We start from the raw sequence: 15,323 nt of genomic DNA on the forward strand, positions 1-15,323 counted from the left end.
TTTTCTCATGTGTGGTTCATAACCATGGTTACCGAATGAGGGATTCTTTATGCGAAAAGACTAAATCGCTTCGTACGCAAAATCATCGTTAAGCACTGGAACTGAGCCACTCTGATTCCATTCCGCTGCCAGTGAGACATCTTCTAGGTAGCCCATACTGATCAGTTCTTGGCCGGAAGCACATTTCTGCAAGTAAGCGGGAAGAAGACCTTGAGCAGATCGAAAGGCTGCCACCGCCATTTCAGCCTCTGGTGACAAACGATACCTCTCTAGTTCGTGAAGCAGCGCACCTGCCGCAATCATATCCTCAATAGCGGGTCGCAATGCTCCATTTCCCCACCGTTCACCGCAAGCAATGACCGTTATCGTTCCTTTCTGCTGCTGTATGTATCTGGCTACGGATAGCGCATTACGCAAGCACGCAGCGACCACCCTCGCCCCTGTTTTCTTTGCCAACACGGTACAGGTCGATCCGTTTGGTGAGGGTAACACCACTCTACTTCCCACCGGAACCGTTTTCAGACAGGCTGGCGAAAGGGAGATTGGTTCGCCGCGTTTTCCAGCGAGCAGCGCTGCTTTTTGTTTGGCGAATGCAATGGCTGACTCATCCTGTACCTGATAAGGATAGACGATACCCCCACGTCCCGTTACGATATCTACACACGTACTGAACGAGAGTACATCGATAATCACGATCATATCCGATGCTGCTCCGACCTGTTCCACCCCTTCGTATCCCCAATCAAATCGAGCCGTATAGTCTAGTTGCTTGTATACAGGCATTTCTCCCAAACCCTCCACCGTCCTCTATCAAAAATAGTTACTCGTCCCCTTACGTTCGCCGTTACAAATCAAGACAAGAAACAATATCGTATTATTGTCCCACTAGATTACACAAGAATGGAGTGAACATGGATGTCTGAAATCGAATACGACGACGATCAAGGTAATACTGAAAGCAGAAATCACAGACGCCCAAGAAGAAATACGGTGAGAACGACTGGTATTTTGCAAAATAACCTCGCCCGAGCTGTCACTGCTCACCTCGACCTGGTAAACCTGAACACAGAAGAGGTTGAAGTACGTGTGCAAGTATTGAACTGGGGTAACGCCGTTACGCAAACGAATCCAGTTAGCACCTTGCTTGACATTACGCAATTTATCCCTGCGAATACTCGCACTGCTTTCAATGCGCTTGTCCCCGCTTCTTTCCACTATGAAGTTCGCCTTACCGTAGCAGAAAACAACAGAAATGTCCTTCTCACCACTTATGGCCGTACTTCTATCGGCGGCGGTCAAGTTGTTGGTCTTACCGTTCTTGACAGTCAATTCCAAACTGTCGATATCGAAACTTGTATTTAACTATTTTGCAGGAAGAAAATGAGGAATTATGGTGGGACGCCATAGTTCCTTTTTTAATGATTCGCATGCACGAATAGGCGCTGGGGACTATCCCAACGCCTTTTTACTTCTATGTTCTACGACAAAAAAACTGCCCTCGAAAGGACAGTTTCTTTTAAAAGGAGACTTACAGTTTTACTACGTTCTCAGCTTGTGGGCCACGGTTGCCTTGAACAATGTTGAATTGAACTTTTTGACCTTCGTCCAAAGTTTTGAAACCGTCACCTTGGATTGCGCTGAAGTGTACGAATACATCGTCTCCGCCTTCTACTTGAATGAAACCGAAACCTTTTTCTGCGTTAAACCATTTTACTGTTCCGTTCGTTTGCATCTAAAAAAACCTCCAAAAATTCAATTTGAATATGCTAGTCATATTTACCGAAGCAAATAAAGCTCACATATCATGAAGAAATACCAAATCATGTGCTGTGATACGCCTTCATGATATGTGAATTTTACTTACTTAGCAAATATATGAATGTCATAGGACGGAACTGCAAAATTAAAAACTAAACCTTTTGAAAACCTAAAACAATGAAAGCCCTTCCTCTCTTCCATCCTTGCGGCTCCGATGACCGCGCCAGTGTGAATCGGGGATTCAAAAATGTTATCCATCAGCATACAAACACCTCGATGAATGATTAGGTATCAATTTTCCAAGTAGCAACCTCATTCTACCATGGTTGTCCAATAAAAGCAACCGTTCAGCCTTATTCTGGACGAAGCGGTACTCTGTTACAATAGGATTGGGAGGGATTACATTGGAAAATCATATTTTGACAACCATTCAATTATCCGAAATGCTTGAAAAGAAAGTGCCTGTACTTTTATTGGACGTACGCGACGCCGAGAAATTTATTTCCGGCAGCCTCGTTCACGAAAACGCGTCGGCGCGAAACGTCCCTTATCTTCTTATGAAGGAACAGGACAAGCCACTTGATGAAGAAACCGAAAAACTCGCGCAAAATGTGCAGATCGTTACCTTATGTACAACAGGTAACAAAGCTCAAAAAGCTGCGGCTCTGCTTCGTGAGCATGGTTTTCATGCGAATGCATTGGAAGGCGGCTTAACTGCATGGAAGGAACAATCAAACAAAGCGAAATGAGCCTAATTTATCAACGATTCTAGCTAGTTGCCATATATTACTCCTTTATTTCGATTGGGATTGTCTGATATCGTTGTTCATGCCAAACGAAATAAGCCGAGACTTCCTCTTGAAAAGGAAGTGCGGGGGACTTTTTTGTGGATGAGTTATTCCACATTGGGGTGAATCGCCGAACTGGCGTAGGGTTGTTTCCTCAATCCGAATCCGACAACTAACCTCGTAGGCCAAAAAAAGGAGAGATTTGTTTAATGAAACGTTTTGGTTCTGTTACAATCGCGATGACTCTTGGTCTGGGCTTGGCTTTGACAGGGTTTGCTTCTTCTGCTTCCGCAGCATCTAACTGCCCATTGAAGAACGGACAATTCCAATTCAATGCGGGTCAAAATATGGGACAATTCCAAAAAGCACCAAATGCACAACAGTTCTTTAACTTTTTCCAAAAACAAGGCTTTGTTCCTGGCCAGCCACAAGCAGTACAGCCAATGCAACCTGTTAAGCAAGGACAAGCAACACCTGTACAACCTTGCCCGATTCAACCAGGAACTTTCCAACCAGCACCCGTACAACAAGCTCCAGCACAACCAGCACCAGTTCAAACGGCACCAGCACAACCTAGCAATAATGTCACTCAGCCTGCCGCTCCGGTAAATCAAGCGGATGAAGCTAAAACTGGTGATTTTGCGAAACAAGTCGCGGATTTGGTGAACCAAGAACGTGCAAAAGCAGGTCTCAAACCTGTTCAAATGGATGCGGCACTGTCCAAAGTAGCGTTGGCAAAAGCACAAGATATGTCTGCTAACAACTATTTTGACCACAACAGTCCAACGTACGGTTCTCCATTTGACATGATGAAGCAGTATGGCATTCAGTACTCGACTGCAGGCGAGAATATCGCCATGGGTCAACAGAGTCCACAAGAAGTTATGCAACAATGGATGAACAGTGAAGGCCACCGCCAAAACATTATGAACCCTGATTTCACAAAAATTGGTGTAGGCTTCACAAATGGCTACTGGGTACAAGAATTTATCGGGTAGAACACTGCCTGATAAACGAAAAGCCGGTGTCTCGTAATCGAGACCCGGCTTTTTCGTGTACGCGTTACTTTCGCTTCGCTTCTGCCGCCTGTTTTTTGGGGGTACAGCAGCTTTCCTGCTCATTGAGCAAAGCAACATCCTTTTGATTCATTTCTTGCTTCGTTGGGTAAGCAGATACTTGCTGCAGCTCGGCATTGACATCAGACGATTGTTTCATCCGTATGGCCCCCTCACCGTTATTGGTGGTACATCCCTAGTATGCACGCGGTTCTAAACGACTCATTCCTAAGGAACACTGGAAGCACATGCAAATGAACCTATCTGCTTATAATATGTTCAAGGTCTTTTAAGGCAGCCGCCGCTGCCGCCACAGGATCTGATTTTCCTCCAACGACCAATAAATCCCCCATGACATCTGTTTCTACCCGTATGGCTTTTGTCGTACCAGATACAGATGCAAATGGATGGGTAAGATCCACCGCACATAAATCTACTGCGACAGATACCGTGCCATTCGCTTCCTTTTGGATCGTTCCGATCAGCTTGGGAATCTTCGAGTGCTTTTTCCACGCCTCGATTTGTAACGAGGTTATTTCGCGAATACTTGCGCGTGTTATATCGGTTAGTTTTACTTGCGCATCAAAAGCAGCGTTTGCCAAGATCGTGAGCTTCGAAGCTGTATCCCATCCATCGATATCATAGGAAGGGTCCGGTTCGGCAATCCCCATCTTCTGAGCGAGCTCGACTGCTTCTGCACAGGTGAGCCCCTCTTCCATCATTTTTGTGAGCACGAAGTTTGTCGTTCCCGTAAAAATACCTTCGACGCGTTTTACTTCACAGCCTGCCAAGTTATACTGCAACAGATCGATCGTCGGCAGAGCTGCTGCTGTTGCTCCACTCCCTTTCAATGCGACGCCATGTTTTTTGGCAAGAGCGGCTAAGCCAGCATAATCGACTACAAGTGCGCCTTTTGAAATGGCGATCGCATGCATGGCATTCTCCAAAGCATAACGAATAAAAGTAAGACCGGGTCCGCCCTCTTTTTCAGATGGACCTGCCTCGATGAGCACGTCTGCTTGAGCTGACTTGATAAATTCCAGCGCGTTCCAAGATGGGTTCCTTGTTTGTTTTGTATGAGCATAGTCTGCCCATTTTCCCGAATCGATTCCGTTCTCATCGTAGAGGCCGGAAGCTGAACGAACGACTCCCACGAGTCTGACATCCGCTTGATATAGCTCGCGGTACCTCTCCCTTCGCTGCTCCAGCAGTCGAGCCACCTGCTGTCCTACTGTTCCGAAGCCTGTTAACATAATGTTCCAACGTTTCATGAGTCAATCTCCTTGCTGTTTATGCGTCGCTTATTTCCACCATTTTTTCTACTTTTATCTTGTATCCGGAGCAAATCCTTGCGATTCAGTTTCTTTCCTGTTTTCGCTGAGTAGATCTCTTCCGTATGATCAATAAACAATATTCCTTCCAAATGGTCCATCTCGTGCTGAATACACCGAGCCAGGAAATCTTCCGCTTCGATTGTCTTTGTTTGTCCTTGGCGGTTCAGCGTCTGAACTTTGACATAATTCGCCCGACGAACGATTCCAAAAACACCTGGTATCGAAAGACAAGCTTCTAGCCCTACCTGCTCACCGGATTTTTCCACCAACACCGGATTGATTAGTTCAATCAAGCCGCTACCGCAATCCATCACGACTAAACGCTCCGGGATGCCAATCTGGATCGCAGACAAGCCTGCTCGACCTTTCGCAGCGTAAATCGTTTGGGCCATATCATCCAATATCTTTTCGACCTGCGGAGTAATGGATAGTACTCTTTTTGAAGTTTCACGCAAGACAGGGTCCCCCAGGCGAACGATCCTGCGTTCAGCCATTTGCTTCTCCCTCCCGCATTAGTCAGTTTTCGATTTCAAGGTAGCAAATCAGGTCCTCGCTGTCAAAAGGAACCTCGTAAAATCTGAAATATCCCGTTGGGCAAGGGTGACAAATGCATGTAGATACGCTATCTTTATTGGTAAAGATAGATGTTTGTATATGAAAAGGGAGGCTACCATGCATTCATTAGCATCAACGCTGAACGAAACCATCCAACGAGAAAACCCCCACGTGTATGAAATGCTATCCAATATCGCCAAGCTGATTTATTTCCCTAAAGAGGGGATTCTCAGCCAGTCGGCAGAAGCGAAAGCAAAAGCGAAAAAGTACAATGCAACCATCGGGATTGCACTGGAAAATGGTCAACCGATGCACCTTAAGGTCATCCAGGATAACCTATCTGCTTACCAGCCAAAAGACATTTACGAATATGCTCCCCCAGCAGGAAAGCCTGAGCTGCGTGCAGCATGGCGTAAAAAAATGATCGAGGAACAGCCTGCACTGGCTAATCATACGTTTAGTAACCCAATCGTTACAAACGCATTGACCCATGGTCTGAGCATCGTATCTGACTTGTTCGCTGACAGCGGCGACAGCGTCATCATCCCGGACAAAAACTGGGAAAACTACGAGCTTACGTTTTCGATCCGCCGTGGTGCGGAAATGGTCTACTACCCATTGTATAACGACGAGATGAAATTTAATGCTGCTGCTTTGCGTGATGCCATTCTCGCACAAAAAGACAAAGGCAAAGCCATCGTCGTACTCAACTTCCCGAATAACCCAACTGGCTATACACCAGGTCCAGAGGAAGGAAAACAAATCGTCGCTGCACTAAAAGAAGGCGCAGAGGCTGGGATCAACATTGTTGCCGTAACGGATGACGCGTACTTCGGCTTGTTCTTCGAGGATTCGATGCACGAATCTCTCTTCGCTAGCCTGTGCGACGTTCACCCTCGCATTCTGCCTGTAAAAGTAGATGGGGCTACTAAAGAGGATTACGTATGGGGCTTCCGTGTTGGCTTCATTACGTATGCATCCCCATCCAGCGACTTGCTCAGCGCTTTGGAGCAGAAGACAATGGGAATCATCCGTGCGACTCTTTCCAGCGGATCACATCCTTCCCAAACGTTCGTCCTACAGGCAATCACTGCACCGGAGTACAAAGCACAGAAGCAAGAGAAATTCGATATCATGAAAGGCCGCGCCAACCGCACCAAGGAAGTGCTCGACAGCGGTAAATACGATGACGTGTGGACCTACTATCCATTCAACTCTGGCTACTTCATGTGCCTCAAGCTAAAGACTGTCGAAGCGGAAGCATTGCGCCAGCACTTGCTGGAACAGTATGGCGTAGGTACAATCGCTCTCGGTCAAACCGATTTGCGTATCGCTTTCTCTTGCATTGAAGAAGAAAACATTGCGGACTTGTTCGAACTAGTCTACAGCGGTGTGAAAGATTTGGAAAAGGCATTGACCAAATAAATGTAGCTTGCTCTATTGAACAAGCGTCTGGACCTCGTGTCTGGGCGCTTTTCGTTTTCTTTCAAAAAGGCCCCGAATACCCAAGAAGTATAAATACGAGGGTTTCCGAGACCTGTTCCATCATGCTATTTTATTAGCTTTCAATCGACGAACGCATACGACGAGGCTGCTGTGTTCCGATAAAAATGGAAGCGAGCACCAGGATCATCCCCACCCCATGCATCCAAGTAAATGCTTCGTTCAAGAAAAAGGCAGCCACGAGAGCAGCGCTTATCGGCATCATTCCGGTGAACAGACCCGCTTTGGAAGCCTCCACCTTCTCCACTCCTTTGTACCAGAGAATGAAAGATAAGACGCTGGCCGTAAACGCATAGTACACAAGAAGCCACCATACATGTGCAGGTACGGCACTCCAATCAAACCGCAAGCTTTCCCAGATCGCAAACGGAAGAAACAAGACAAAGCTGATGACATTAATCGCAGTCGTCATTTGAAAAGGCGTAATTTTCCCAGACAGTCTTTTGGCGAAAATCGTGAAAAGCGCTTCGCTGACGACCGCAAAAAACACGAGCAAATTTCCAAGCATGCTTACCCAGTTTTGCTCCCCTCCACTTCCTGTGAACGTAATGAAGCCGATGCCGCCCACAGAAAGACCGATCGCCACTAAGCTGTTGGCGTGTAATTTTTCCTTGAGAATCCAGAACGAAAACAAAGCGATGCAGGCAGGTACCGTACTCGTAATGATACCGGCTGCAGTAGCAGTCGTCCACTGAACACCGTACAGCATGCAAATACTAAACAAAAAAACGCCGAAAAACGACTGCCAGAATAACACCTTGCCTTCCTCACGGCTCCAAGACATTTTCCATTCTCCACGCATAGCGAGCAACGGCAATAGGATGACAATCGCGAGCAAAAAGCGCAGCTCCGAAAACAAAAACACGGGAACATGGGAAACAATTTCTTTTCCGATGGAGATGTTGCTTCCGACCAAGGCCATAGCCATGGCTAACTGTATATAAGCTAACAGCATGACGTCTCGCTTCTCCCTTCAAGCTCCAACAATTCTCTGCATCTGGCCAAACTGCCTGCGATTACCCAGCGTTTTGCCATTCTTTTTGAGAGGACGGGACCTTTTTTGTCTTTTTCTCTGCTGCCCCCACCAGCCAGGAACCAAACGGTAGTTTTCCCAGCCCATATGATACGGCAAATGAAAGAATGGAGCACAAGACGAATGCTACCATACTCCCCCACACGCCCGTGTGAAAAAGCTGAAGCTCGCGCAAAAACTTCATCAAGTATGTCAAGATCAGCGCATGAATCAAATAAGCTCCGTACGAATACTTCCCAAGGAGTCCTAGCCAATGTGTCCATTTGGACTGCTTTTTGCTCACCCATAGGCAGAGAGCGTACACAGCCAGTAAGCAAGCCATCGTATAGAGGAACATGGACGGTTTCAAGGATGTCGCTTCGTTTAAATTGATTTGGCCTTGCCCTGATTCACGGAAAAGCTCATAGCCAATGACTGCGTACAGGACACCAACCGAAATGATGATCCAGTACCAGTATCTTTTCAGCATGGTACGAAACGCAGGCAACGTGAAGGCGACCAAACCACCGAACAAAAAGTAATAGAAATAATAGAACGCATTTCGATCACGGTATTTGATGAAATACGTATCAAGCCAATTCATATCGAACCGAAAACCGTGCGCCGGGATGTACCGCGCTGAAAACCACATGAGGCCCCCATAAATCAATCCGGTGACACCAAGAGCGAGAACGAGACGAAAGCGGCTTGTCACGAATCTGCGGAAAAGTTCAAATACTCTTTGCCAAAACGGATACAAAAGATAGAACTGAAAAATCATCACGACGAACCACAGATGATACGAGGATGTACCTGTCAGGAAATTTTTGCTTACATTCCAAACGAACGCTGCTCCCTCACCCAAAGGCTTCTCCATCAAGTAAAGATAGACCACCGACCATATTCCATACGGGACCAAAATCTCGATTATCCGTTTACGCGTGAAGGAAATATAGTTCACTTTTTCAGCGTAGTTGTAAAACAAAACAAGACCCGTGATGAAAATGAATGCTGGTACCGCGAATTTTAGCAAATGAAACAACATTCCGTAGATGATCGACACCTGCTCTGTCAGACCCGGCTCACGGATGTACACACCAATGACATGCTGATAAACCACAGCCAAGAATGCAAAGGCCCGGATCAGATCCAACTCACCAATTCGTTCTTTTCGAGCCATAACCAAATACCAGATCCTTCCTGTTCTTGCGAAAAAAAGTGCTACCTTCCATCTTACCGACCAAAAGTCAGTCTGGCAAGCCTCAAATCAAAAAGACTGATACCCTTTGGAGCAGTATCAGTCACTACTATCCACCTTGATCCGAAGATAGATCCGCTAGACTTCGAATCGGCCAAATCAGACTTTGTACCCCACGTGAATACAGTGCTAAATGTGGAGAATCCGTGAGTGGGATCGACAGGTTTTCGGTCATCGCATTTTCACGAATATGAAATGCTGTCTCCTGTAGCTGCCACGGCTCGTGTACTACATCCGCAAACATCAATTGCTTCGTTCTGCTACACCTGCAAAAGAGCGTGTATCGCTCTGTTAGCCAATGCACCAGCGTTCCCTCTTTTGCCAAAAATTTGTCACTGAGAGGCTGGTAGCTGCCTTCGAACGAGGGTGACTGAGGTAGACCAGATAGTCGTCGAGAGGTAAAATCGATCTCATCCCCTTGGCGTTGAAAAGCCATTTGGGCCCGATAATACGGCAGTCGGTACCAAAATTTTGCAATCTTGATCACTAAAGGATTCGACGCATCCAGAGAAAGAAAATACACACCCGTCTTCCCTTTCCCCTTCACATACGTTCTAACATTGATTTCAGGAAAAGTCGTCGTGAATGGTACGGATGGCATCCTACGCAGACGCACGCCACTCAGCAAAAACGGGATAATACTGATCCAAGCCATGTTATTGTAGGTATCGAGTTCAAGTCCTGCTGGAATCAGTGCTCGAATAGACGCTGGGGAAATTGCCCAATGTAAAAAAAGAAGATGCTCCCACGTCTGCGTCATGGTCCATCCGTTATACTGTGCGGGCGACTTGATTTGGATGATCTTCTGTTCGATACGAATCCCTCCCATTCGTACGTCGATCAAGCGATTCTAACTGGAAGAGGATGAATGATAGGCAAGGGGTACTTTCGTCACTTTGCTCGTCATCTCATCGAGTGAGACGAGATCCGCAGCGGTCACTTCACGAAGAGACGTTTTCCCCAGCGCGAGGATGGCAATTTCCATCTCATCCACAAACGAAAGAAAAAAGTTAGTCAAGTATTTCGCAGCTGATTCGGGGTCGAATTTGTTTTTCAAGCTTCCTGGATAGGTGGTTAGCTCTGTCGGTGGTTCCCACGGTATGGCTTTTGTCACCTGATCATGAGTCATCGCCCACAAAACAGCCGTCCCCATAAAGATGCCGTCCGCTCCCAAAGCAATCGCTTTCAAGCACTCCCCCGGGGTATTATATCCGCCCCCGGACAATAAGGTAATCCGTTCTTTTACACCTTTTTTCTTCAAATAGCGCACAGCGCGGGTCAGCGCATAAATCGTCGGCAAACCGAAATCATCCTCCAGAATGGGAGGTCCTCCTTTTGTCCCCGCTTGTCCGCCATCAATACTAATAAAATCTACACCGGCTTGGATGACAATCTCCAGGTCTTTTTCAAGAATGGCACTAGCACAGATTTTGACGCCGATCGGAACGCCGTCTGTTATGGTGCGCAGCTTGTCTACGAGCTTCTTTAGATCCTCCGGCTTTGTTACTTCCGGATGCCGCGAAGGAATGACGATCATTTCTTCATCCTGAACCCCCATGATTTCAGCAGCTCTTCCCTTGATATATTCAGCGGGGATAAAGCTCGCGGCAGCTGCAGTCGCCCCCTGCCCAAAATGGATTTCGATGGCGTCGGCCTGTCGCAAAATTTCCGGCTCCTTTGCCCACTTTCCCGAGTTGTATTGGAGAATCAGATGTTTGGCGAATTTCCTTTCTTCCGGCAGTAATGGACCTTCACCCGTATTCGTCAAACTCCCTACGGCGGCCGTTCCTTTGGCAATCGCGATTTTCACATCCTCACTTACACCGATACCGTATCCCATGGCCCCTGCCATGAGCGGAATGTCCAAAGTTAACGGCTTTTTTGCCATGGGTCCAATCGTGATTTTCATATCCACTTCTGTATCCTCACTCGAAGGCATCTTCGCCAGCTGTGCAGGCGAAAATATCAAGCTATCGAAGTTCAAGAACTTACGTGGACTTCCGAAAGGACGCTCGATAGCTTGTCCAGCAGCTGCTCGCAAGCTGTTCTCCAGGACGTAACGTGGACTGACTTTGGTCATTGCAGAGACCATCTCAAAAATATTTTCCGGATAGCGGTCTGACATAATGCGCTTCATAAACTTGGCGAGCACCCACTGGGTAAGAGGACGAAAAAGACAGATCAAAAGCAGTCCCACCACGATGAGTGCTACCATTGATCCTACAAAGGAGCCGATCAAAAACGGAATCCAGTTGCCCGCCATCCTCTTTCTCCTTCCTACTGTCAGAGCGCTGCTATTACTTACTCGGGTTGTGAGATAGGAAAATTTTGCCCCAATCCTTCCACTTTTATCCGATGCCGCCCTGACGCTGAAGGAACAAAAAAACGTCCAAATTAACTGGACGTTTTCGAGCCAAGCCTTCTCCACAAATAAAAATAACAGGACGTCAGCACAAGCACGACAGCAATTGTCATGAGAGTGTCAAATCGCATGAGATCCTCCTTTTCGTTTCATTGGTACAAATTTACCGTATGTCAAGCAGCGCCAAAGCCATTCTGCCGGACCAAACTGATAGTTGGCAAGCCACCAGCGACTAACGAAGATTTGCACAGTGAAGATTACCAAGCTAAACACCAATCCGAGAGCCAACGCAGGCGTTCCGTAAAAATGTCCAACACGCACAACCAACACGGCGATGATGGTTTGGCTCAAATAGTTGCTTAACGCCATTCTGCCGACCGGTTCGAAATGCTTTAGCATGCGCTTGCCGCTCTCTTTCCGATAAAGAAGCAGCAGTGATGTGATGTAAAAAGCGCATAGACTAAGACCGCTCCATGTAACAAATGTTTGAACGGTGATCCAGATTGAGGCAGGAAATTTTACAACGCCAAACTGAACAAGAGGAATCATTGGTACAAGCACAACACTCAGGCCCAGTGCGAGCCACCAAACGCGGCGGATGGCTGGAATAAAATCTTCCGTCCTCTCGAATACTCCCCGCTTGGCTGCCAAGAATCCGAATAAAAAGAGAGGAAATACCGATAGAATGACAAAAAACTCAAAGGAAAGAACGAGCGGAATTTCGTAACCAACCCGGAATTGCAACCACTCGATCATCGACCCATTGGTATAAGCATCGATAGCTTTTTGAATGAGTAGTGATTGATCTGGTATAGGAACGAGCTCCTCAGGAACGGTCAGAGTCAGAGCAGAGAGGGCCTGCATACCAACCAAAAGCGTCCACGCCCATCTCTTGATCGTACTTTCTTGCCTGTGGTAAAACAGCAACAAAAGAAAACCAGCTAAGGCGTACGTATGAAGAATGTCTCCGTACCAGAGGAAAACAAGATGGGCCATCCCCACAATCAGCAGCACGAATAATCTGCGAGTAAACAGACTCCGATAAGGCAACTGTTTGCTATCGGCGCGATGCATAAACAGAAAAAAACCTACCCCAAACAAAAACGAAAAGATGGTGTAGAACTTCGCCTGTACAAACATGTTAAACAAAAGCCGTATCCAACTATCCATTTCCGAATGGGTATTGACCATCCCTGCATCTGGCAAGAACATGATGGGATATAAAAATGACGGCATATTCACCAGCACAATCCCCAGAAGGGCAAAGCCTCTAATCCCATCTAGCTGTCGAATGCGCTCACCTTCCGCTACAGGTGCTACTTTCACGTCAATGAACCTCCTCAACTGCTGCTTAAGCTTTAACACTTTTAATACGGATGAACCTCGGAAAAAGTAACAAATGCTTCTTCCACAACAAAGAGAGCTTCGCAAAAACGAAGCCCTCTCTACATGCTGCCTTATTTTGATGGGGAAGTTGTTGTTGTTGTTGTTGTTCCTGTTCCTGTGCGGTTTGTCCTTTTCCGAAGGTCGAGCAGAACACCGACAAAACCAGCAAATATCGCTGGCATGATCCAACCGGCACCTTCCTTATAAAACGGAAGGACACCCAAAATATCGTTCCAGCCCTGATTAAAAAACGTAAGATTCATCAAATCCACGATACCAAAAACCGTCACAACTGCGACAGTCGTCATATACACAGACGAATGCGCAGGTATCCAGCGCTCTAGCAGCGCCAGCAAAATGAGTACGATAGCAATCGGGTAAATAGCTCCCAGAATGGGGACAGATACACTTAAAATCTCCGATAGTCCCAGGTTTGCAACCCCCATACTCAGGACACAGAGAATAATCGCCCATCCTTTGTAAGACAAACCTTTGAATCGTCCATGAAAGTATTGGCTGCAAGAAGTTACGAGTCCAATTGATACACAGAGGCAAGCAACGGTAAAGATGACACCAAGAATCAGCGTACCGCTTGTCCCAAATAGCTGCCTCATGATTGCTGTCAGGAGTAGCCCGCCATTCTCCGGTCTTCCTAAAGAGGCACCGGATGAACCCAGCAATCCCAAAACGACATAGATGAATGTCAGCAACATGCCTGCTCCGAGACCTGCTTTGATCATATTCGCTGACAGTTGCTTCTTGTCCTCGATTCCCTTGCTCCGCAGTGTATTGGCGATCACGATTCCAAATACGAGTGCAGCCAAAGCATCCATCGTTAAATACCCGTCCAGAAAACCTTGCACAACCGGATTGGTGGCATATTTTCCTGCTGGTACCCCCGTTGGACCGAGTGGTGTGAATAAGCTCTTGATGTAGATCAATGCAATCATTGTCAATAGTGTAGGCGTCAATATTTTCCCAAAACGATCAATCAATTTGGAAGGAGTCAGACTGAACCAAAAGACAATGCCAAAAAATACAAGCGTATAGAGGAAAAGACTCCAGGTGGAATCAGCGGCTTGTGCCGGCAAAAACGGTGCCATTCCCATCTCGTAAGCGAGACTGCCTGCACGCGGGATGGCAAGTGCGGGTCCAATCGACACATAAATCAAAATAGGAAAAATAAGAGCAAAGCTTGGATGAACACGACTTGCCAATTGGTAAAAGCTCCCTGCCTTTGCGATAGCAATCACACCAAGAATAGGAAGACCAACAGCAGATAGTACAAAGCCTGCAATCGACAGCCAAACAAGGGAACCAGCCTCTTGACCCAGATAGGGTGGAAAAATAAGGTTTCCTGCACCAAAAAACATCGAAAACAGCATAAAACTGACCAGCAGCATCTCTTTCTTAGACAAGGTTATCATCGACGTGTATATTACCTCCCATCTTATTGAGAGGCATTCTATCAACTTTTGCGCTCCTTCGCTAGTAGCAACGCCATAGTTGTAATTGAAAGATTTTTCACACTTCATTCGCAATAGAAAAAAGAGGAAACCACCTGCCCATATCTTACCGTTTGAGCAACCTCGACAAGTGGTCTTCCTCTTATCGTTTTCGCATGGAAACAATTCGTTTGTAAAAGGTCTTATCCTCCAGCTTTTGAAAGAGAGAAAGAGAAGGACGGAAATTGGCCTCAATAATCCACGGTTTGCCATCCACATCAATCCCTAAGTCCAAACCGATCTCCCGGAGTGTCGGATAGGCTCTTCCCAATCGATTCGCTACCGCCGTAGCTATCATGCGGATATCACGCAAGAGGTGCGGGCCTGCTTCTATATTGGACAGCTTGATTGCCGTCTGGATAGGCAAGACTTTTCCGCGGCTGCGAGCCACATTTGTCACGACATAGCCCGGACCTGCTAGCTTTGCACACCACCCTGTTATCACCCAAGGCTCCTTGTTGTTCCTGCGCTGGATCATGACACGCACATCAAAAGGCTTGCCGTTGATTCTACCGAGTGGGATACGTGGCTGGAGCAGGTATGTTTTTGGTCGAAACAGCGATTCCACGTATCGGATCGTGGCCTCCTTCCCCTCTACGAGACGCTGACGACTCCCGCTATGGACCAAATACTTCTCTTCTCCACGTGCCGTTACTTGAATAATTCCTGCCCCACCGCCGCCCCCCGAAGGCTTCAGCATCACGTGTGTAAACGCTTCTGCATACTGCCATAGCTCTTCAGGAGAGTACACGCGGGTTTTGGGCAAATACTCCTGCAAAAGTTCGTCTTTAACCAAGTGCTTATGCT

At 46.9% G+C, this 15,323-nt stretch carries 16 protein-coding genes and 1 riboswitch; of the genes, 4 read left to right on the forward strand and 12 right to left on the reverse strand.

The genetic code is table 11. The features are described from left to right. Positions 1-60: 60 nt before the first annotated feature. Positions 61-783, reverse strand: a complete 723-nt coding sequence (locus KB186_RS01230) for a 2-phosphosulfolactate phosphatase (RefSeq protein WP_232772944.1) — start codon at positions 781-783, stop codon at positions 61-63. A gap of 207 nt (positions 784-990) precedes the next feature. On the opposite strand from KB186_RS01230, the gene KB186_RS01235 reads away from it, so the two are divergent. Continuing rightward, on the forward strand, positions 991-1,362 hold the full coding sequence (locus KB186_RS01235; RefSeq protein WP_229088072.1) for a hypothetical protein: 372 nt from the start codon (positions 991-993) through the stop codon (positions 1,360-1,362). Between the two features lie 166 nt (positions 1,363-1,528). On the opposite strand, the gene KB186_RS01240 is transcribed toward KB186_RS01235, so the two are convergent. Continuing rightward, a complete protein-coding gene (locus tag KB186_RS01240; protein ID WP_007729289.1) occupies positions 1,529-1,732 on the reverse strand; it encodes a cold-shock protein in 204 nt (67 codons plus the stop codon). Positions 1,733-2,162: 430 nt separating this feature from the next. Between KB186_RS01240 and KB186_RS01245 the strand changes: the two genes are divergently transcribed. Together KB186_RS01245 and KB186_RS01250 are read left to right on the forward strand one after the other, a co-directional pair. Then, entirely contained in the window at positions 2,163-2,507 is a 345-nt protein-coding gene (locus KB186_RS01245; RefSeq protein ID WP_232772945.1) for a rhodanese-like domain-containing protein, read from the forward strand. A gap of 84 nt (positions 2,508-2,591) precedes the next feature. Continuing rightward, positions 2,592-2,748: riboswitch (cyclic di-AMP (ydaO/yuaA leader) on the forward strand. A gap of 7 nt (positions 2,749-2,755) precedes the next feature. Further along, positions 2,756-3,544, forward strand: a complete 789-nt coding sequence (locus KB186_RS01250) for a CAP domain-containing protein (protein WP_173607716.1) — start codon at positions 2,756-2,758, stop codon at positions 3,542-3,544. Positions 3,545-3,608: 64 nt separating this feature from the next. Here KB186_RS01250 and KB186_RS01255 read toward each other — a convergent pair whose 3' ends face one another. From KB186_RS01255 to def, 3 genes are all read right to left on the reverse strand, one after another. Then, entirely contained in the window at positions 3,609-3,761 is a 153-nt protein-coding gene (locus KB186_RS01255; protein WP_173607717.1) for a hypothetical protein, read from the reverse strand. A gap of 100 nt (positions 3,762-3,861) precedes the next feature. Continuing rightward, complete coding sequence (locus KB186_RS01260; protein WP_173607718.1) at positions 3,862-4,872, reverse strand: homoserine dehydrogenase; 1,011 nt, start codon at positions 4,870-4,872, stop codon at positions 3,862-3,864. Next, the gene (def, locus tag KB186_RS01265; protein ID WP_232772946.1) at positions 4,869-5,429 is read right to left on the reverse strand and encodes a peptide deformylase; all 561 of its coding nucleotides are present in this window, start codon (positions 5,427-5,429) and stop codon (positions 4,869-4,871) included. The genes KB186_RS01260 and def overlap by 4 nt, the downstream gene beginning before the upstream one ends. A 178-nt stretch (positions 5,430-5,607) precedes the next feature. Here def and KB186_RS01270 point away from each other — a divergent pair, with 178 nt between their 5' ends. Then, entirely contained in the window at positions 5,608-6,915 is a 1,308-nt protein-coding gene (locus KB186_RS01270; protein WP_232772947.1) for an aminotransferase class I/II-fold pyridoxal phosphate-dependent enzyme, read from the forward strand. 133 nt (positions 6,916-7,048) lie between these two features. Here the strand turns inward: KB186_RS01270 and KB186_RS01275 are convergent, their stop codons facing one another. The 7 genes from KB186_RS01275 to KB186_RS01305 form a co-directional block, all read right to left on the reverse strand. After that, positions 7,049-7,948, reverse strand: a complete 900-nt coding sequence (locus tag KB186_RS01275; protein WP_232772948.1) for a DMT family transporter — start codon at positions 7,946-7,948, stop codon at positions 7,049-7,051. A gap of 61 nt (positions 7,949-8,009) precedes the next feature. Beyond that, positions 8,010-9,185 (reverse strand): acyltransferase, encoded by a 1,176-nt coding sequence (locus KB186_RS01280; protein ID WP_221868648.1) that lies wholly within the window; start codon positions 9,183-9,185, stop codon positions 8,010-8,012. A 127-nt stretch (positions 9,186-9,312) separates the two neighbouring features. Continuing rightward, entirely contained in the window at positions 9,313-10,107 is a 795-nt protein-coding gene (locus KB186_RS01285; RefSeq protein ID WP_232772949.1) for a YqjF family protein, read from the reverse strand. Between the two features lie 6 nt (positions 10,108-10,113). After that, a complete protein-coding gene (locus KB186_RS01290) occupies positions 10,114-11,526 on the reverse strand; it encodes an FMN-binding glutamate synthase family protein (protein ID WP_232772950.1) in 1,413 nt (470 codons plus the stop codon). A 219-nt stretch (positions 11,527-11,745) separates the two neighbouring features. Then, the gene (locus tag KB186_RS28385; protein ID WP_232772951.1) at positions 11,746-12,951 is read right to left on the reverse strand and encodes a DUF418 domain-containing protein; all 1,206 of its coding nucleotides are present in this window, start codon (positions 12,949-12,951) and stop codon (positions 11,746-11,748) included. 131 nt (positions 12,952-13,082) lie between these two features. After that, positions 13,083-14,438, reverse strand: a complete 1,356-nt coding sequence (gene brnQ / locus KB186_RS01300) for a branched-chain amino acid transport system II carrier protein (RefSeq protein ID WP_173607725.1) — start codon at positions 14,436-14,438, stop codon at positions 13,083-13,085. Positions 14,439-14,619: 181 nt separating this feature from the next. After that, entirely contained in the window at positions 14,620-15,312 is a 693-nt protein-coding gene (locus KB186_RS01305; RefSeq protein WP_217366845.1) for a YheC/YheD family protein, read from the reverse strand. Positions 15,313-15,323 lie beyond the last annotated feature (11 nt).

Origin of the sequence: Brevibacillus sp. AF8 (assembly GCF_021270385.1) — a bacterium.
Classification (GTDB): Bacteria; Bacillota; Bacilli; order Brevibacillales; family Brevibacillaceae; genus Brevibacillus.

Bases quoted from the DNA above. Each gene is read 5' to 3' on its own strand.
- KB186_RS01250 (WP_173607716.1), top strand. From the start codon at position 2,756: ATGAAACGTTTTGGTTCTGTTACAATCGCGATGACTCTTGGTCTGGGC.
- KB186_RS01270 (WP_232772947.1), top strand. From the start codon at position 5,608: ATGCATTCATTAGCATCAACGCTGAACGAAACCATCCAACGAGAAAAC.
- def (WP_232772946.1), bottom strand. From the start codon at position 5,429: ATGGCTGAACGCAGGATCGTTCGCCTGGGGGACCCTGTCTTGCGTGAA.
- KB186_RS01260 (WP_173607718.1), bottom strand. From the start codon at position 4,872: ATGAAACGTTGGAACATTATGTTAACAGGCTTCGGAACAGTAGGACAG.
- brnQ (WP_173607725.1), bottom strand. From the start codon at position 14,438: ATGATAACCTTGTCTAAGAAAGAGATGCTGCTGGTCAGTTTTATGCTG.
- KB186_RS01290 (WP_232772950.1), bottom strand. From the start codon at position 11,526: ATGGCGGGCAACTGGATTCCGTTTTTGATCGGCTCCTTTGTAGGATCA.
- KB186_RS01275 (WP_232772948.1), bottom strand. From the start codon at position 7,948: ATGCTGTTAGCTTATATACAGTTAGCCATGGCTATGGCCTTGGTCGGA.
- KB186_RS01255 (WP_173607717.1), bottom strand. From the start codon at position 3,761: ATGAAACAATCGTCTGATGTCAATGCCGAGCTGCAGCAAGTATCTGCT.
- KB186_RS01280 (WP_221868648.1), bottom strand. From the start codon at position 9,185: ATGGCTCGAAAAGAACGAATTGGTGAGTTGGATCTGATCCGGGCCTTT.
- KB186_RS01230 (WP_232772944.1), bottom strand. From the start codon at position 783: ATGCCTGTATACAAGCAACTAGACTATACGGCTCGATTTGATTGGGGA.
- KB186_RS01240 (WP_007729289.1), bottom strand. From the start codon at position 1,732: ATGCAAACGAACGGAACAGTAAAATGGTTTAACGCAGAAAAAGGTTTC.